Source organism: Pseudonocardia phyllosphaerae (assembly GCF_046546475.1).
Taxonomy (GTDB): domain Bacteria; phylum Actinomycetota; class Actinomycetes; order Mycobacteriales; family Pseudonocardiaceae; genus Pseudonocardia; species Pseudonocardia phyllosphaerae.
In genome coordinates this window covers 343,900-360,765 of the sequence record NZ_JBKGXS010000005.1, presented here as the reverse complement: position 1 = coordinate 360,765, position 16,866 = coordinate 343,900, and the positions used below count along the sequence as shown (strand labels likewise).

At 73.8% G+C, this 16,866-nt stretch carries 17 protein-coding genes; 7 read left to right on the top strand and 10 right to left on the bottom strand.

What is annotated here, in order from left to right; genetic code table 11:
- Positions 1 to 1,197, bottom strand: a 1,197-nt coding sequence (locus ACLE50_RS13700; RefSeq protein WP_410943891.1) for a gamma-glutamyltransferase, incomplete at its 3' end; no start/stop codon positions are given.
- A 322-nt stretch (positions 1,198 to 1,519) separates the two neighbouring features.
- On the opposite strand from ACLE50_RS13700, the gene serA reads away from it, so the two are divergent.
- Complete coding sequence (serA, locus tag ACLE50_RS13695; protein WP_410943890.1) at positions 1,520 to 2,719, top strand: phosphoglycerate dehydrogenase; 1,200 nt, start codon at positions 1,520 to 1,522, stop codon at positions 2,717 to 2,719.
- A 30-nt stretch (positions 2,720 to 2,749) separates the two neighbouring features.
- On the opposite strand, the gene ACLE50_RS13690 is transcribed toward serA, so the two are convergent.
- Positions 2,750 to 3,292 (bottom strand): hypothetical protein, encoded by a 543-nt coding sequence (locus ACLE50_RS13690; RefSeq protein ID WP_410943889.1) that lies wholly within the window; start codon positions 3,290 to 3,292, stop codon positions 2,750 to 2,752.
- A 217-nt stretch (positions 3,293 to 3,509) separates the two neighbouring features.
- Here ACLE50_RS13690 and ACLE50_RS13685 point away from each other — a divergent pair, with 217 nt between their 5' ends.
- Positions 3,510 to 4,745, top strand: coding sequence for an alpha-amylase family glycosyl hydrolase (locus ACLE50_RS13685; protein WP_410943888.1), 1,236 nt, complete (start codon positions 3,510 to 3,512; stop codon positions 4,743 to 4,745).
- A 57-nt stretch (positions 4,746 to 4,802) separates the two neighbouring features.
- Here ACLE50_RS13685 and ACLE50_RS13680 read toward each other — a convergent pair whose 3' ends face one another.
- Complete coding sequence (locus tag ACLE50_RS13680) at positions 4,803 to 5,258, bottom strand: GNAT family N-acetyltransferase (RefSeq protein WP_410943887.1); 456 nt, start codon at positions 5,256 to 5,258, stop codon at positions 4,803 to 4,805.
- Positions 5,259 to 5,383: 125 nt separating this feature from the next.
- Here ACLE50_RS13680 and ACLE50_RS13675 point away from each other — a divergent pair, with 125 nt between their 5' ends.
- On the top strand, positions 5,384 to 5,533 hold the full coding sequence (locus tag ACLE50_RS13675) for a hypothetical protein (RefSeq protein ID WP_410943886.1): 150 nt from the start codon (positions 5,384 to 5,386) through the stop codon (positions 5,531 to 5,533).
- Positions 5,534 to 5,632: 99 nt separating this feature from the next.
- Positions 5,633 to 6,226, top strand: a complete 594-nt coding sequence (locus tag ACLE50_RS13670) for a histone-like nucleoid-structuring protein Lsr2 (RefSeq protein ID WP_410943885.1) — start codon at positions 5,633 to 5,635, stop codon at positions 6,224 to 6,226.
- 69 nt (positions 6,227 to 6,295) lie between these two features.
- On the opposite strand, the gene ACLE50_RS13665 is transcribed toward ACLE50_RS13670, so the two are convergent.
- The 4 genes from ACLE50_RS13665 to ACLE50_RS13650 form a co-directional block, all read right to left on the bottom strand.
- Positions 6,296 to 9,706 carry an arabinosyltransferase domain-containing protein gene (locus tag ACLE50_RS13665; RefSeq protein WP_410943884.1) on the bottom strand — a complete coding sequence of 1,137 codons (3,411 nt, stop codon included), beginning with the start codon at positions 9,704 to 9,706 and terminating at the stop codon, positions 6,296 to 6,298.
- A 58-nt stretch (positions 9,707 to 9,764) separates the two neighbouring features.
- A complete protein-coding gene (locus ACLE50_RS13660; RefSeq protein WP_410943883.1) occupies positions 9,765 to 10,430 on the bottom strand; it encodes an antibiotic biosynthesis monooxygenase in 666 nt (221 codons plus the stop codon).
- Positions 10,431 to 10,666: 236 nt separating this feature from the next.
- Positions 10,667 to 10,822 (bottom strand): hypothetical protein, encoded by a 156-nt coding sequence (locus ACLE50_RS13655; RefSeq protein WP_410943882.1) that lies wholly within the window; start codon positions 10,820 to 10,822, stop codon positions 10,667 to 10,669.
- Positions 10,823 to 10,927: 105 nt separating this feature from the next.
- Positions 10,928 to 11,119 (bottom strand): antitoxin VbhA family protein, encoded by a 192-nt coding sequence (locus tag ACLE50_RS13650; RefSeq protein ID WP_410943881.1) that lies wholly within the window; start codon positions 11,117 to 11,119, stop codon positions 10,928 to 10,930.
- A 191-nt stretch (positions 11,120 to 11,310) separates the two neighbouring features.
- Here ACLE50_RS13650 and ACLE50_RS13645 point away from each other — a divergent pair, with 191 nt between their 5' ends.
- The 3 genes from ACLE50_RS13645 to ACLE50_RS13635 all read left to right on the top strand — a co-directional run bounded on the left by ACLE50_RS13645 (position 11,311) and on the right by ACLE50_RS13635 (position 13,094).
- The gene (locus tag ACLE50_RS13645) at positions 11,311 to 11,691 is read left to right on the top strand and encodes a hypothetical protein (RefSeq protein WP_410943880.1); all 381 of its coding nucleotides are present in this window, start codon (positions 11,311 to 11,313) and stop codon (positions 11,689 to 11,691) included.
- Positions 11,692 to 11,817: 126 nt separating this feature from the next.
- Complete coding sequence (locus ACLE50_RS13640) at positions 11,818 to 12,789, top strand: esterase/lipase family protein (protein ID WP_410943879.1); 972 nt, start codon at positions 11,818 to 11,820, stop codon at positions 12,787 to 12,789.
- Positions 12,790 to 12,791: 2 nt separating this feature from the next.
- Positions 12,792 to 13,094 (top strand): pentapeptide repeat-containing protein, encoded by a 303-nt coding sequence (locus tag ACLE50_RS13635; RefSeq protein WP_410943878.1) that lies wholly within the window; start codon positions 12,792 to 12,794, stop codon positions 13,092 to 13,094.
- Between the two features lie 47 nt (positions 13,095 to 13,141).
- On the opposite strand, the gene ACLE50_RS13630 is transcribed toward ACLE50_RS13635, so the two are convergent.
- From ACLE50_RS13630 to ACLE50_RS13620, 3 genes are all read right to left on the bottom strand, one after another.
- Positions 13,142 to 14,002, bottom strand: coding sequence for a hypothetical protein (locus ACLE50_RS13630; RefSeq protein ID WP_410943877.1), 861 nt, complete (start codon positions 14,000 to 14,002; stop codon positions 13,142 to 13,144).
- A gap of 203 nt (positions 14,003 to 14,205) precedes the next feature.
- Positions 14,206 to 16,131, bottom strand: coding sequence for a serine/threonine-protein kinase (locus ACLE50_RS13625; RefSeq protein WP_410943876.1), 1,926 nt, complete (start codon positions 16,129 to 16,131; stop codon positions 14,206 to 14,208).
- A gap of 123 nt (positions 16,132 to 16,254) precedes the next feature.
- Positions 16,255 to 16,827 carry a MarR family winged helix-turn-helix transcriptional regulator gene (locus ACLE50_RS13620; RefSeq protein WP_410943875.1) on the bottom strand — a complete coding sequence of 191 codons (573 nt, stop codon included), beginning with the start codon at positions 16,825 to 16,827 and terminating at the stop codon, positions 16,255 to 16,257.
- Positions 16,828 to 16,866 lie beyond the last annotated feature (39 nt).

Here is a 16,866-nt window from a genome sequence, read left to right as displayed (position 1 = left end):
CCCCCCCCCGACGTGCCAGCCCTCCATCGACGAGGTGAGGCCGTTCATCGAGTGGCTGCCCACCATCGGAACGCCGCCGATCACCTCGCCCGGGATCCCGCTGCCCTGCAACGTGTTCATCATCTGCACCCAGTTGCCCTGCTGGTCCACGATCGACAGTTCGCAACTGCCTGCAGGCTGGGTCGAGGCACCGGAGGCCGCCACCGCAGGCAGGCCACGGGTGAGGGCGACGTGCTGGGTCAGGTCGGTGTGCGCGCGGGCGTGACGCAGGATCCGGGCGTAACCGGCGATCATCTCCGGGGCCGTCATCGCGGCACCGGCGTCACCGAACAGGAGCGGATCGTTGAGCAGCCCGGTCTCCATCCCGGCCCGCCGCAGCGCGTGAGCCAGGTAGTAGAGCGACTCCGCCGATTCCCACCAGTGCCCGAGCGAGGTGACGTCGAGCTCGTCGAGCATGCCGAGCACGATCTGGCAGAACACACCCTGGCGCTCCGGCGGCGACTGCTGCACGACGGTGTGGCCGTGGTGCGTCCAGGTGTAGGGATCCGACCAGCGCGGCGGGATCGCAGTCATGTGCTCGGGCTTGATCGCCCAGCCGAGCGCGTTGGCCCGGGCCACGAACTGCTGGGCCCACTCCCCTGTCAGGAAGTGGTCGGGGCCCTCTGCGGCCACCTTGCGCATGGTGGTGGCGAGCTCGGGCGAGGCCCAGCGGTCACCGACCTGCGGCAGGTGCCCGTCCGGGGTGAAGTGGCGACGCCCGGACTCGGTGTAGAGGAAGAAGTCGACGGTCTGGGCCATCACCAGGTGCTCGAACGAGGTCACCTCGTGACCCTTCTCGGCCCAGTCCACGGCCGGCTCGCACAGCTGCGACCACGGCTTCGTGGCGAACCGCTCGTAGAGCGCCTTCATCCCGGGCATGAAACCGGGGATCACCCCGATCGGCACGCCGGGAGCCGGGGCATACAGGCCCTTCCCCATCGGCACCGGCGCGAACCGGGGCAGGCCCGGCACGATCGTGCCGCTGCTGTTGAGCTCGTGGATCCGGCCGCTGGCTGCGTCGTAGACCAGTGCGGTGACCGTCCCCGCATGATTGGTCATGTCCTGCTGGACGACCGCCTGGACCATGCACCCGGCGATCGCCGCGTCGACGGCGTTACCGCCGCCCCGCATGGTCTCGAGCATCGTGTCGGTGACCACGGCATGTTGGCTGGACGCGACCGCCTGCGAACCTGCGACCGCAGACTTGGGGCCGACACGGCCCTGCCCACTGCTGACCATGCGGGCCACGATGCCCGCGACGACCGTGTCGCACCAGCAGCAGTCGTAGCGCTACCCGGGTCGTGTGTCGCGACATCTGTCGAATTCAGACCGGTCGCTCCCGGAGTCGCCGGGCCCCTCGATCACCGGCTGGGCCCTGCCCTTCTGAGCCTCCGTGGCAGGTCCGGCGTGACGCGGCTCCCCGGTGACCCCCACCCCACCCGTGCCGTCGCCTGCCACCGCGCCACGTAGGTTTGGGGACGTGAAGGTTCTGCTGCTCGAGAACATCCATCAGGTCGCCGCCGACGCGTTCCGCCGCGCCGGCTTCGAGGTCGACGCGCGCTCCGGATCGCTGTCCGAGGACGATCTGGTCGCGGCGCTCCCCGACGTCGACCTGCTGGGTATCCGCTCCAACACCACCATCACCCCGCGGGTGCTCGACGCCGCGAAGAACCTGCACGCGATCGGCTGCTTCTGCATCGGGACCAACCAGGTCGACCTGCCCGCCGCCTCCGAGCGCGGCGTCGCCGTGTTCAACGCGCCGTACTCGAACACCCGCAGCGTCGTCGAGCTGGTCCTCGGCGAGATCGCCGTGCTGGCCCGCCGGCTGACCGAGAAGACCCAGCGCATGCACGAGGGCGTCTGGGACAAGTCCGCGAAGGGCTCGCACGAGTTCCGCGGCCGCACCCTGGGCATCGTCGGCTACGGCAACATCGGCACCCAGCTGTCCAACGTGGCCGAGGCCGTCGGCCTGCGGGTCATCTTCTACGACACCGCCGACCGCCTCGCGCACGGCAACGCCCGCCGGGTCGGCTCGCTGCGCGAGCTGCTCGCCCAGGCCGACATCGTCAGCCTGCACGTCGACGGCCGCCCCGGGAACGCCGGCCTGTTCGGCGCCGAGCAGTTCGCGATGATGAAGCCGCGCTCGATGTTCATCAACGCCTCGCGCGGCATGGTGATCGACGAGCAGGCGCTGCGCGACAACATCCTGTCCGGGCACATCGCCGGTGCCGCCGTCGACGTCTTCCCCGCCGAGCCCAAGGCGCAGGGCGACCCGTTCGACTCGCCGCTGCGCGGGCTCGACAACGTCATCCTCACCCCGCACATCGGCGGCTCGACGCAGGAGGCGCAGGAGGAGATCGGCCACTTCGTCTCGACGAAGCTGATCGACTTCGTCACGACCGGAGCCACTCCCCTGTCGGTCAACCTCCCGCAGGTCCCGGCCCCGAGCCCGGACAGCGCGTTCCGGCTCGCCTACCTGCACCGCAACATCCCCGGCGTGCTCGCGACGATCAACAAGCTGCTCGCCGACACCGGGGTGAACGTGCTCGGCCAGTCGCTGTCCACCAGCGGCGAACTCGCCTACGTGCTCACCGACACCGACCGCGTCCTGCCCGACGACGCGCTGTCGGCCCTGAGCCAGGCGCCGGAGACGGTGTGGCTGCGCTCCTGGAAGCTCTGAGCCCCGCGTGACCGGAGCGGCCCGTGTCCCTCAGAAGGATGTGGGCCGCTCCGTCGTCTCGGCCCGGGTGCCGCGGGTGCGCGCCTTCGCCGACACCGACGCCACGTCCGACGGGTGCACCGGGCCGTACTCGCCGTGGTAGACGACGTAGTGCTCGGCCACCGCCGGGCGCCGGAAGAGCCGCGACCCGCCGTCGGAACGCCGGTACACCAGCGGCGCGCACTCGTAGCCGAACACCGCACGGGCCCAGCCGTCGCCCTCCCCCTTGCCGAGCGCGACCGCCGACCCCGACGTCCGGTGGTGCGCGGCCACGGCGAGCCGCCAGATGCCGAGCCCTGGCGGTGTCTCGGCGTCCGGGTCGGCGCTGGCCACGAGCTGAAGCTCGGCGTCCTGCTCGCCGCCCGCGACGCTGACCTCGATCCGCCGCCCCGCGGTCTCCGGGTCCGGGTACCAGTGCAGGACGGTGCGCAGCTCCTCCACCTCCGCGCGGTGCGCGGCGTGGATCCGCTGGGCCAGCTCGACCGTCCGCTTCCGGCGCAGGACGGCGTTGACCAGTTCGCCCTCATCCGTCATTCGGTGACCCCATCGTCGTGCCGCACGTCACAGCCGTCCTTCACAGTAGTTCAGGGGTGACCGGCGGGGCGAGACCCGCGTCACGGGAAGCGGCGTCGTCGCCAGGGTTCGGACCTCCAGATGATCATCGGTGCGTCGGCGCCCGCAAGCCGGTGTCGGCGGGGCCACAGGGCACCCGCGGCGCAGGCACCCGGCGGCATGGGTCACGCTGGACCGCGTGAGCACACCCGACTGGGTCCGCCACGCCATCTGGTGGCACGTCTATCCCCTCGGCGCGACGGGGGCGTTCCCCTCCGGGGACAAGGAGCCCGACGGCGCGCTGCACGACCTGCGCCGGCTGGTCCCCTGGCTCGACCACGCGCAGCGCCTCGGCACCAACGGTCTGCTGCTCGGCCCGGTTTTCGCCTCGGCCACCCACGGCTACGACACCGTCGACCACCTGCGCATCGACCCGCGCCTGGGCACCGAGACCTCGTTCGACGAGCTGGTCGCCGCCGCGCACGAGCGGGGCCTGCGGGTGCTTCTCGACGGCGTGTTCAACCACGTCGCCCCGGACCACCCGTGGGCCGTCGCGGCGCGGGAGAACCCGGACGGGCCGGAGGCGGCGCTGTTCCGCCGCGACGAGCACGGCGGGATCGCGACGTTCGAGGGGCACGGCGGGCTGCTCGCGCTGGACCACTCCCGGCCCGAGGTGCGCGACCACGTCGTCGAGATCATGGAGCACTGGCTGGAGCGCGGGATCGACGGCTGGCGCCTCGACGCCGCCTACACCGTCCCGGACGAGTTCTGGGCCGACGTGCTGCCCCGGGTGCGGCAGCACTTCGGCGACGCCTGGTTCCTCGGCGAGGTCATCCACGGCGACCACCCGGCGATCACCGCCGCGACCACGATCGACGCGCTCACCCAGTACGAGCTGTGGAAGGCGGTCTGGTCGAGCCTCAACGACCACAACCCGCACGAGCTGGCGTGGGCCCTGACCCGCCACGACGGGTTCGTCGAGGCCGGGTCGGTGCCGCAGACCTTCGTCGGGAACCACGACGTCACCCGGCTCGCCACCGTGCTCGACGACCGCAGGCAGCTGCCGCTGGCCGTCGTCGTGCTGTGCACCGTCGCGGGCTCCCCCTCGGTCTACGCCGGCGACGAGTGGGCCCAGCAGGGCCTCAAGGAGGAGCGCGAGGGCGGCGACGACGCCGTGCGCCCGGAGCTCCCGGTCGACGGCGAGCTGCCCGCCGACGCCGACCAAAACGTCCTCGCACTGCACCAGGAGCTGATCGGGCTGCGGCGCAGGCACCCCTGGCTGTACGCGGCCCGCACCGAGATCGAGGAGACCACCGACCGGCGGCTGGTCTACGTCAGCCACGGCGAGCTCGACGGCACCGCCGGCGCGCTGCGGGTCACCCTCGACTACGGCGACGGCGACGCCGCCCCGTCCTGGTCGGTCGACGAGGTCTGACCCGCCGACCTCCTGACCCGCCGACCTCCTGACCCGCCGACCTCCTGAGCCGACGGGCTACAGCTCGAGCCTCAGGTACACGCTGTTCGGGTCCTCGGCGTAGCCGGCGAACGGTGGGCACGGGACGAAGCCGTACCGGGCGTAGAGCCGCCGGGCGGGGGCGAAGAAGTCCTGCGCGCCGGTCTCCAGGCTCAGCGTGCGGTAACCGCGGCGACGGGCCTCGGTGATCAGGTGCTCCAGCACCGCGGCGGCCACGCCCCGTCCGCGGAACCGCGGGTCGGTGCGCATGGACTTGACCTCGCCGGCGTCCGGGGCGAGCTCGGACAGCGCGCCGCACCCGAGGATCTGTGCGCCGTCCCGCACGGTCCAGAACGTCACCGAGGGCTCGCGCAGACCGTCGAGGTCCAGCGCGTGCATGCTCTCGGCGGGCGACTGGCGGGCCATGTCCGCCAGGTGACCGGCGAGGAAGTCGGCGATCTCCGTGCCGGACAGGTCGTCGATACCGATACGCACCCGGCCATCCGACCACGGGTCCGGTGCGCCGCTGCACCCAGGTCAAGAGTGCCTCAAATATGCGTCCCCCTGTTCGCGGCGCCGTTATCGTCGTCACACGCGTTTTCACCGGGGAGGAGAACACCATGGACGTGGTCGTCGCGGTACTCCTGGTCGTGTTCCTTGCGGCACTCGCGATGCGGATCGGCAGCGCGGGACCGCGCCGCGGAGGTGGCCGGTACCTGGTGACCCGTCCCGGCCCGCCCGGCCCGGACCGGCGGTCACCGCGGCTCTGAATCGATGTTGCACGGGCGTTCCCCACACGATTCCGGCGTCGATATGCTCGGCGGAGACCGCTCCGCGAGTCGGCGCCGGAAAACGATGAAGGGACCCACGTGGCATCTGTCGAATCGACCCGGATCGTCGACGACCTGACCGGTGGCACCGCGGACGAGACCGTGGTCATCGGGATCGACGGCGGCCGTTTCGAGATCGATCTGTCTGCGGCCAACGCCGAGCGGCTACGGGCGGACCTGGCACCGTTCCTGGCCGTCGCCCGCCCGGCCGACACCCCGGGCGCGCGGCGTGCCCGTGGCCGCGCGCAGCGTTCGACGCGGGCGGTCGAGACCGGCGGGCCGGGCACCGACGCGGCGGCCCGCAAGGAGAACCAGGCCGTACGGGAGTGGGCCCGCGAGCACGGGTACCCGATCTCGGCCCGCGGCCGGATCCCCGCCGAGGTGCTCGACGCCTACCGCGCGGGACGCCCCGGGGCCCTGCCCACGGTCCCGGCCGAGCGGGCCCCCGCACCGGCTCGCGAGACGGAGCCTGAACCGGCTCCAGAGGCGGAGCCCGCGCAGGCCGAGCCCGAGAGCACCGGCCCGACCCGGACCTCCCCCTTCCAGGCCGCCGAGGCCCCCGCCGCCGAGCAGCCGTCCCCCCGGGACTCCGAGGACGACCCCGGCGTCCCGATGATCCACTTCAGCGGCTGAGCCCGCGGCAGACGGGACGGGGCGCGCGACCGGTGGTCGCGCGCCCCGTCCTCGTTGTTCCGGGCGCGGCTACCGTTCCGGCGACGGGATGCCGGGCGGCGGCGCGGGCAGCGGACCGGGGCTGAACCGGCCGGAGCGCTCGACGTCACGGCGCTCCAGCGTCGGCTCTGCCGCCTTCGGGCGGTACGGCGAGATCGACTGCACCCGGCCCCAGTCGCGGGTCGGGTCACCGTCGAGGTAGGTCCGCAGCTCGGTCTGCTTGCCGATCAGCTGGATCCAGCCCAGCGGCCCGCCGGCCTGCGGCGACGACCAGCCCTCGCCGTCGAACCGCATGCGGCTGCCGTCGGCCTGCAGCCGGTAGGCGGGGATCTCGGCGATCCCGCCGCTGGTGGTGAACGGGCGCAGGCACGGGCTGGCCAGCGACACCGGGTACTCCAGGAACATCGGCTGGTCCCCGACGAGGCGGGACAGCGGCGCGAGCTGCGGCGCCCGCATCGGGGCGACGGCGAGCCAGCCGTCGGCACCGAGCGAGTTGTCCTGCGCGACGAGCCGCACCTGGGTGGCGGTGCGGGCCTCCTCGGGCAGGTCGAAGCGCATCTCGCGCCAGGGCCCCTCGTCGCCGCGGCCGTCGTCGACCACGTTCTGGGCCACGACGCGCACGCGGCCGTCGGCGAGGGTCGTCGCGTACTGGATGGTCAGGCGGTTCCCGCCGCCGAGGCGGCCGGCGACGGTCAGGACCAGCGGTGTGGTCCCGGCCCGCTGGCCGTCGGTGAGCTTCGACCATTCGGTGCGCAAGGTGCCGGTCGTCTTCCCGGACTTGTCGTAGCTGCCGAACGCGGGTGCGGAGTCGCCGCCCAGGCCGCCGGACAGGACGTACTCGTACCCGGAGACGCCGCTGCCGCCGCCGGTGGGCGGCACGCCGTCGCGCTTGAAGCCGGAGCCGCCGCTGGTCGGGACGAGCAGCTGGGCGTCGGGACTGTTCGCCGGGACGGTGCCGGGCGCGAGCGGGGTGGGCTTGCTCTTCGAGCCCGGCTTCGGCGGCTGCGCCACCTTCGGCAGCAGGTCCGGGCGTGCCGGCGGGGCCATACCGGTCGGCTCGGGCGCGGGATCGAGGACGCCGTCCACCGGGCGGCGCTCGGCGAACACCCGGCTCGACAGACCGCAGGAGCCGCCGAACGGGTGGGTCAGCGCGTCCTCCCCCATCGACCACGTGTCGGCGCGGGCGTCGATGGACTCGGTCACCGAGTACAGGTTGAACCCGACGAGCAGCAGGCACAGGAGCGCCAGCGGCGCGGACGTGAGCCGCAGCGCCCGGGTCGCCCGCAGCGCCGGGAAGTTCCAGTTCCGGTTCTCGTGCTTCTCCCACCACGGCCCGACGACGGGCAGCCGCTCGATCCAGGGATGCAGCCAGGCCAGCTGGTCGGGGTGGCGTTCCTCGCGGATGCCGCGCAGGTGCTCGATCGCGGCCCACACCGCGAGCAGGAACGCGATCCCGACCAGCCAGGTGGAGAGCTCGTAGTCCTTGTAGGTGATGACCCCGTTGTTCCAGGGCACGTCCCAGTTGTTGGTGTACCACCACATGTTCGGCCCGGCCGAGGACAGCGCGGCCACCACGAGCACCGCGGACAGGAACGCCAGCCGGTTGCGCAGCGAGCGCAGCGCATCGGTGCCGGTGGCGATCGCGGCGAGCGCGATCATGCCCGAGCCGAGGCCGACCAGGTCACCGAAGTGGTGGGTCCACTTGGTCGGGGTCAGCGCGAACACGACGAACGAGATCATCGTGGACGCGACGAGGCGCTGCGCCGGGCCGAGCGCCGCCCCGGGGATGCGGGACTTGCGGACGAGCACGATGAAGCAGGCCAGCGTGCACAGGATGACCAGCAGGATCGGGAACCGGCGGGCGATGGAGCCGTCCGCGCCGCCCATGAACAGCGGGGCGTAGCGGGTCGCGACCTCGGTGTACCAGGGCCAGTTCGGCCCGATGTCCTCGCGCAGCGTCGTCGACTCCGACACCGCGGCCCAGGACTGGTCGGCGTAGGCGACCATCAGGATCGCCGACCCCGATGCGAGCAGCGGAGCCAGCACGGTCAGCGTGCCCTCGGTGCGGCAGCGGTCGCGCAGCAGGTGGAACAGCGGCCGCACCGCGGCCAGGAACGGCCCGACGGTGATGAGCCCGGCCGGGTTGGCGCCGATGGCCAGGGTGGCGGCGATCAGGCCGAGCGCCAGCGGGATCAGCCGGCGCAGTGCGACCGCCCGCTCGACCGACACCAGGGACAGCAGCGAGCACACCACGACGACCGGCTCGGGCCGCAGCCCGGAGTTGTAGGCCATCCAGAACGCCAGGAACACCGACGCGGCGGCCCAGGTGGCCGCGTGCGAGCGGCGGGCCTGGCGACCCAGGCGCGGCAGCAGGCCGCGGCTGACTAGCCACCACGAGGCGATACCCATGATCACGCCGGGCAGGCGCAGCCACAGCAGCGAGTCCGAGACCCGCACCCAGAAGGCGTAGAGGTCGTAGAACCAGCCGAAGGGGGCCTCGGCGGCGTCGTACCAGCGGTAGTAGTTGCCGACGTAGCCCGAGGTCGGGACGTCGCGGGCGATGCCGAGGGTGAAGCCGTCGTCGGTGGTCTGGCCACCGATCACCATCCAGACCAGCAGCACGCCGACGACGAGCACGTCCACCGCGCCGGGCCGGGCCCGGGACCACCACCGTCGCAGCCGGGGCGGCCAGCGGCCCGCGACCAGGCCGCCGATGTGCTCACGGAAGGCGCGGTGCGGGCGCCTGCCCCGGCGCCGGTCGACCCCGGCCAGCGCCCACAGCGCCCCGGCCAGGCTGACCGTGGCGGCGACGGTCACGGCGGTCTTCCAGAAGCTGGGGCTGGTGTCCCACCGGGTGTCCGGGGTGACCCGGACCGCGGTGCCGCTGGTCGGGTCCTTGGCGCTGTCGAGGTCGGAGTAGATCCCGACCGACTGCGGGCGGATGTCGGCGGCGAAGGTCTGCGCGCCGATGCCCAGGTCGGCCACGGTCTGGACGCCGTCGGTGCGGATGGAGACCGTGCAGTCGCGGCGCAGCGGGGCGCTCGTCAGCTCCATGCCGCGGTTGAGCAGGGTGAGCTGGCCGTTGTCGACGGTCAGCGTCATGCCGAGCCGGGCGCCCTCGGAGGACTCCGGAGGGACCGAGGAGAACACCGTCGCCGCGCCGGGGCTGCGGTCGTCGAGGCTGGTGATCGCCGCGCACGGGACGACCACCGACATCGACTGCGGCCGCAGCGCGACCAGCGGCGCGTTGACGTCGCGGGTACCGGTCTGCGCCGACGGCCAGACGATCGTGTTCTCGTGCTGCACCACCGGCAGGAACGGGACCGCGACGGCGAGCACGAACGCGATCAGCCCGAGTACGCCGGCCAGGTAGCGGCGCGTGCGGACACGCCCCGTCGTCGTCGGGGCTCGCTCCGTCGTGACCGGATCCGAGGTGAGCACCGAACGACGGTATCGAGGAGCCCGATGTGACCTCGGACGCGCCCCCGCAGCGAGGTGATCAGCCGGCCGGGTGCCGGTGCCGGTCGCGGAAACGGCGCCCGTGCAGCCACCAGCCCAGCGTGCGGGTGATCCACGGCAGCAGGACGTAGGTCATCAGCGGCGTCAGCAGCAGCGTGGTCGCGGCGACCCGCAGCACGACCGGCCAGTCCGCGATCAGCGTGCCCAGGGTGACCGTGAACAGCAGGTTCAGCGGGAAGAAGACCAGCCAGATCGTCGTCGCCTGCTTCCAGCGCGGCGGGGTCACCGGCGCCGGGCCCGCGGTCTCGACCTGCTCCGGTGGGTCGAACCAGCCCTCGATGCCGGTACGCCGCTCGGTGCGGGTCATCTCCGCGAGGCCGTCGGCGGACGAGAGCCACCAGCGCCGCTCGGGGCTCGCCTCCCAGCCGGCGAGGGCGTCGTGCGAGGCGAACCGGGCGAGCATGTGCCACTCGTCGGAGCCGTCGCGGGAGCGGACCCAGCCGCCGCCGAGGAACCCCGGGAAGCCCTCGGCCATCAGCAGGCCGGAGCGGATCCAGGCGGTCATCTCCGTGGTGTGGGCGGGGTCGGCACGGCGGGTGAAGGAGACGGTGACGGGCAGGTCGGTGCTCGTCGGGTCGAGGGTGGCGGTCGGACCGGCGGGGGTGGTGCCGGTCGGCTGGTCGCCGGTGGGGGTGTCATCGGCCATGCCCACCAGGATGACGGCCCCGCTCCCCCAGGTCGACGGCGGCCGGTGCAGGTCACAGGATCGCGCGGCCCTGTCGCGTCCGGCCTGCCGGTGCGTGCCCCTCCCCTCGCCCGGCCGGCTTCCGGCGTCGTGACCGGGTTTCGGTGTCGTCGTTCCGTTGACCGAATGACGGCGTCAATGAAACATTGACTGTAGAGTCGCGGCGTTGCCAGGCATCGCTTCAGGAGACTCCGTCGTCAGACGACCGCGACGTCGAGCAGCGACCGCAGCGGCTCCGGGTCCCCGCCGGCGGCGGCACGGGAGGCCGCGGCGTTGGCGTCCGGGGCGATCCGGGCCCAGGTGCGGGAGAGCGAACCGACCGAGCACGGGGTCGCTGTCCAGCTGGGCGACACGGAACGAGCTGATCCGGCGTTCCGCACGGGCGAGCACGTCCGGGTCGGTCAGGCCGAGGCGGTTGCGGAGGACACCGTGCTCGAGATCCAGATAGGGATCGAGGGTCACGTCCGGAAGTACTCGAGGGTCAGCCTGACCGCCTCGTCCGGCGTCAGCTCCTCCCGGGCGATCGCCGCGAGCATCGCCCGGCCCTCGTCCTCGACCTCCAGGCCGTCCACGGCCAGGTTGCCCAGCGCACTCTCGACGGCCTCCGCCCAGCTCAGGGCGGCTCCGGAGGGCGCGGTCGACGAGCTCACGACCGCGAGGGTACGGCACGACACCCCCTCGCAGCGCCGTCCGGGCGCCACTCCCCTCCCCAGGGCCGGCGGGGTACGGATCGGTGCTGCCGGGCCAGTCCCGTCGCGGCCGGGGCGACGCGCCGGGTCGCCGCTTCGTTGACTTTTCGCTGGCGTCAATGAAACATTGACTGGGTGGATGGAGGGACGACATGAACTTCGAGGAAGCCCAGCGCTGGCTGGAGCGCGCCGACCCGCAGATCGCGAAGCGGCGCGCGGCCCCGACCGAGCAGCTCGAACAGCTGAAGCAGGAGGCCGCCGACGGCGGCCTGACCCGCGACGCGGCCGCGGCCTGGTACGCGATCGTCCAGGAGACCCGGCGCCTGGCCGACGTCTACGAGCGCCACCTGATCCGCACGCTGCGCTCGGACGGGCTCACCTGGCAGCAGGTCGCCGACGCCGTGCAGGCGCAGATGTCGAGCCGGCAGGCCGCCCAGGCCAAGTGGAAGCGCCTCATCGACCCCACCCGGCGCACCACCAACGGCAACATGCGCCGCGGCGGCCGTCCGCCGAACCCGCCGCAACCGGGCTGAGCCGGGCCTCGCCGCCCCGCCGGTCCGTCCGCCGGGCACGCCCGATCGGGGCGCATCCCGCCCGCACGAAGCGTCGTTGATCAGCCGACGGAGCGTGATCGACAACGGCCGAAGGCGGGCACACACATGGGACGACGCTGGGCGACGACCGGCGCGATGGCGCTGGTGACGGCCGTGGCGAGCCTGGCACTCACGACACCGGCGGCCGCGGCCGAGCCGCCTGCGGTGCCGGCTCCCGTCCCGGCGCCGGCCGCGCCCGCCCCGCTGCCCGGCGACGACCCGTTCAACCCCTCCCCGCCCGGCGCCAACGACTGGAACTGCCGGCCGGGCGCCGAGCACCCCAACCCCGTCGTCCTCGCGCACGGGCTCACCGCCAACCGCGGCGACAACTGGGGCTACATCGCCCCGGCGCTCGAGCAGCGCGGCTACTGCGTCTTCGCCCTCACCTACGGGCAGAACCCGGCGGTACCCGCGGCGTTCCGCGGCATCGGCGGGCTGACGGCCATGGAGGACAGCGCCCGCGAGTTCGGCGGGTTCGTCGACCGGGTACTCGCCGCGACCGGCGCGAAGAAGGTCGACATCGTCGGGCACTCCGAGGGCTCGCTGATGCCGAACTACTACATCAAGTTCCTCGGCGGGGCGAAGCACGTCGACCGCTACGTCGGCATGACCCCGCTGTGGGACGGCACCCGGCTCTACGGCGTCGACCAGCTCAACCGCACCGCGCGCGGGCTCGGCCTCGACCCGGCCCTGGCCGCCACGCTCGACCCGTACTGCACGTCGTGCCGGCAGTTCCTGCGCGGCTCGGACTTCCTGAAGAAGATGAGCTCCGGCGGTGGCCCGGCCGTCCCCGGCGTGACCTACACGATGATCATCACCCGGTTCGACGAGGTGGTCATCCCCTACACCTCGGGCCTGCTCGACGGCGCCCGCAACATCGTCCTGCAGCGCGGCTGCCCCACCGACGTGGCCGAGCACATCGCCGTCTCCTACGACCCGGTGACGCTGCAGCACATCCAGAACGCGCTCGACCCGGCGCACGCGGCCCCGGTGCGGTGCGTGCCGTTCGGCCCGCTGAGCCCGCTCGCCCGACGCTGACCGTGCGGCCCGACGACCTCGCCGCGGCCGCCCGCTCCGGCACGCCGGTGACCGGCCCGGCCCTCGACGAAGCCGACCTGCACGACACCGGCCTGGCCGGGCTGCAGCTCACCGGCGGCTCGTTGGCCGGGGCGAACCTGCGCAGCGTCCGGCTCGACGGCGCCCGGCTGTACGGCGCGGACCTGCGCACCAGCGACCTCGGCGAGATCACCGCCGACACCCCGGCCGAGCTGCGGGGTGCGGTCGTCTCCCCCGCCCAGGCCGCCGCGGTGTGCACCGCGCTGGGCCTGACCGTACTGGAGTGAGCCGGCCGGAGTGAGCTGCCTGGGGTGAGCTGCCTGGGGTGAGCTGCTCAGTGGTCGCGCACGTCGTGGCCGCTGTGCTCGAAGGCCGAGCGCTGGGCGTCGGCGATCTGCCCGGCGATCCAGCCGTCGGAGCCGACCGCGGAGCCGGGCCCGTCCGAGGAGCCCGAGCCGTCCGGGTCCCCGGTGTCCGACGGGTCGCCACAGCCACCGACCGACACCGGGCCGACCTGCAGGCCGTCCCCGGAGCAGGTGCCGTCGCCGGCCCCGGACCGCGTGCCGGGGTCCGAGCCCGGGCCGGCGTCCGAGCCGGAGTCGTCGGCCGGGGACGGCGTGGCCGAGCGCTGCTGCGGGGTCCCGGCGGGCCGGTCCCCGGAACGCGTGTCCGGCGACGATCCGGAATCGGGCGACGATCCGGAGTCCGACGACGTGCGCGGCGCGGGCACGCCCGCCGGTTCCGGTGTGCGCGGCGAGGGGACGGCCGGTGCTGTGCGGGACGGCTGCCGGGCGATCTCCCGGTGATAGGCGGCCAGTGCCTCGTCGCCCGCCGCGCGGGTACGGGCGGAGCGCTGGGCGGCGTCCTGACGCACCTGGGCGACGACGGCCTCGACGTGGTCGGCGGAGGCGTCGGCACGCTGCTGGTGGGCGTTCGTGGCGTCCTGGGCGCCTGCGACGACGCCGAGCGCGACGTCGCCACCGCCGGGGAGTGACCCCAGAGCGGGCGTCGCCGCGGATGCGGCTCCGGGCAGCGAGGATCCGAGGTGCTCACCGTCGCCGGTGCCGAGCAGCAGGCCGGTCGTGATGCCCGCGACACCGACGAGGGGCACGGTCGCGAGCAGCGCTCGGCGGGCCGTGCCGTTGTGCAGGCCGTGCTGCAAGCTCTCCTGGAGACGCCTGTGCCGTCCGGTCATCGTTCCCCCCTCCCTGCTGATCCCGTAGCCCGCTGCGGAGGCGGCGAAACCTCCACGCCGATGTGACGTACGTTCAGCGGCAGCAGTTCCGCCGTTCGGCGGAGGCGCCCGAGCCGATGATGGCCGGGGCCCGGGCGGTCCGGCCAGCGCTACGGGGCAGGGTCACCCGCACGGGTCGGAATCGGGTGTGGTATTGCCCTCGTTCAGGGGCGCTGGAACATGGCGGTGACCGGGCCGTCGACCCGGTAGCCGTGCCTGCGCAGCCAGCCGTCGAGCTTCGACTCGACGGTGCGCAGGTCCGGCCGCTTGGCCGGATCGGTGCGCAGCTCCTGCTTGAGCAGCGACAGGTGCGCGGTGCGCGTGGGCAGGTGGGTCAGCTTCGCGCCGGAGGCGGCCGCCCGCAGCCCGGCGACGGCGTCCTGGGCCTCGCCGCGGGGCGCGTGCCCGCTCAGCGCGAACGACACCGCCGCGGCCAGCTGCCACGCGTCCGAGGCCGGGGACGCCGGCTGCCCCGCCGCGGTCTCCGGCGCCAGGTAGTCCGGCGTGCCGAGGACGAATCCGGTCTGGGTGAGCGTGGTGTCGCCCTGCTTGCGGGCGATCCCGAAGTCGATCAGGTGCGGGTGCCCCTGCGGGTCGACGACGATGTTGCCGGGCTTGATGTCGCGGTGCAGAACCCCGGCCCGGTGCGCGGTGTCCAGAGCCCCGGCGACGCCGGCCCAGATGCGGGCGGCGGAGACGTCGTCGACCGGGCCGCGCTCGGCGACGAGCTGGCCGAGCGAGACGCCGTCGATGTACTGCATGACGATGACCAGCCCCTCCATCCCGGCCAGGCCGGGATCGGCCGAGGCGGGCAGGAGGTCGTAGATCTGCACGCAGCAGGGATGGCGCATCGCGCCCAGGGCCGCGGCCTCGCGGCGGATCCGCTCCTCGGTCTCGGCGTCCGCGGCGTGCGCGGACTTGATCGCCACGGTCCGGCCGAGCTTGGCGTCGTGGGCCAGCCAGACGCCCCCGAAACCACCGGATCCGAGCCGGCGCAGCAGCCGGAACCGGGCACCGCGCACCGGCACGGTCGGCGGCGGTCCGGGCACCGGCGCAGCGGCGGTGTTGCGGCGGGTGGGAGCCGGGGTGCCCGACGAGCGCATCGGGCCCGCGGCGGGGTGCGCGGCCGGCCCGGTGGGCGGCGGCCCTGCGGGCGGCAGCGGCGGTGCGGAGGGCGGGGGCGCAGCCCGGGTGGGCAGCTCGACCGGTGCCTCCGGGGCGCGCCCGGAGAACCGGCCGGCCAGGCGCTCGGCGAGGCTCGGCCCCGCAGCGGCCACCGCACCGGCGCCCGGAACGGCGCCGTGGTCCGGAGGTCCCCCGTAGCCCGGGGCGCCGTGACCGGACTGCCCCGATGGCGCGCGCGGTGCGTCACGGCTCGCGCGGATCCGCTCGATCCGCGCCCGCGACGGCAGCGGCACCAGGGCCACCAGCAGCACCCCGGCCAGGCTCGCGGCGAGGATCCCGACCCACAGGTGCTCGGCGGTGCCCGCGGGCACCGCGGCGGTCAGCAGGATCAGGGAGAACGTCGAGAGCCAGAAGAACTTGGCGGGCCAGCGCGGGCCGCGGCGCAGCGCGCTGCGGGCCTGCACCGCCACCAGCAGGACGGCGAGCAACGGCACCACGCCGAGCAGCGCGACCGCGGTGACCGAGGTGACGACGTCGCCGCCGCCGACGATGCCCGCGACGCTGCCGCGCCCGAGGTAGCTGCTCTGGGTGCCGACCGAGGAGCAGGTGGCGACCCGGATCGAGGCGCTCTGCGCGGCGGTCAGCCCGGGGACGGTGCGCCCGGCGGTGGCGTCGGCGAACACCCCGCCCGCGCCCACGAACACGGCCAGTGGCAGCAGCCCGGCCGACAGCACCCCGATCCCGGCGACGAGCACGGACTCGGCGCCGCTGTAGCCGGTCGAGGAGCCGGAGCCGATCGAGCGGCGCAGCAGGATCACCACGACCGCGCCGATGGTGGGCAGCAGCCCGGCGAGGACGCCCAGCGCGGTCACCGACCAGGCCCAGTCACCGGGGCAGACGTCGGGGACACCGAGACCGCGGAACCCGGCCAGCAGGCTCGCGACGAGAGCGGTCAGCGCCTCCACGCGCCCGTCACCTCCCCGTCACCGTGCGTCCCCCGGCCGCCGGGTAGACGGCCCTTCACCCACTATCGCATCACGAGGGTGCCGGGCCCGGGGGCACGGGGCAGGGTCGGCGCACGCGGGGAGTCAGCGCACGAAGCGGTCCAGGTCGCCGGTGAAGCGTCCGAGCAGCCCCGCCAGGTCGCGCCGGTCGGCCTCCGGCCAGTGCTGGATGACCTCGCGCAGCGGGGCGAGGCGGGCCTCACGGACCTCGGCGCGGGCCTCCCGGCCTGCGTCGGTGAGCGCGACGTTCACCGACCGCGGGTCGCAGGCCCGCGGGGTCACCTCGACCAGCCCGGCCCGGGACAGCCGCGAGACCTGCCGGCTGGCCGTCGGCTTGGAGACGCCGAGCCGCCCGGTGAGCTCGGTCAGCGACATGGCGCCGTCGTCGTCGAGCAGCACCATGGCCGGGTAGGTGTAGCGGTCGACGGCGCTGTTCGGGCCGTAGCCGTTGGCCCACACCGATTCCATCGTGCGCCGCACGAGCAGGGTGATCTGCTTCTCCAGCGACTGCAGGGAGGTGTCGGGTACGGCGGCCACGGCGGGGCGCTCGGCCGTGGCGGTCGCCGTGGCCGTGGCTCCGGCGGTGGCGGTTGCAGTGGCGACGCCGCCGTCGGCCGCAGCGTCGTCGCGAATCGGACTGATCGGACTTCCCGTCATGTTCTACACCCTACAGGTATTTCCGCCCGCAACGTTGCC

Coding starts and splice junctions, on each gene's coding strand:
- ACLE50_RS13630 (WP_410943877.1), bottom strand. CDS start 14,002: ATGACCGGACGGCACAGGCGTCTCCAGGAGAGCTTGCAGCACGGCCTG.
- ACLE50_RS13675 (WP_410943886.1), top strand. CDS start 5,384: ATGGACGTGGTCGTCGCGGTACTCCTGGTCGTGTTCCTTGCGGCACTC.
- ACLE50_RS13640 (WP_410943879.1), top strand. CDS start 11,818: ATGGGACGACGCTGGGCGACGACCGGCGCGATGGCGCTGGTGACGGCC.
- ACLE50_RS13690 (WP_410943889.1), bottom strand. CDS start 3,292: ATGACGGATGAGGGCGAACTGGTCAACGCCGTCCTGCGCCGGAAGCGG.
- ACLE50_RS13620 (WP_410943875.1), bottom strand. CDS start 16,827: ATGACGGGAAGTCCGATCAGTCCGATTCGCGACGACGCTGCGGCCGAC.
- ACLE50_RS13660 (WP_410943883.1), bottom strand. CDS start 10,430: ATGGCCGATGACACCCCCACCGGCGACCAGCCGACCGGCACCACCCCC.
- ACLE50_RS13645 (WP_410943880.1), top strand. CDS start 11,311: ATGAACTTCGAGGAAGCCCAGCGCTGGCTGGAGCGCGCCGACCCGCAG.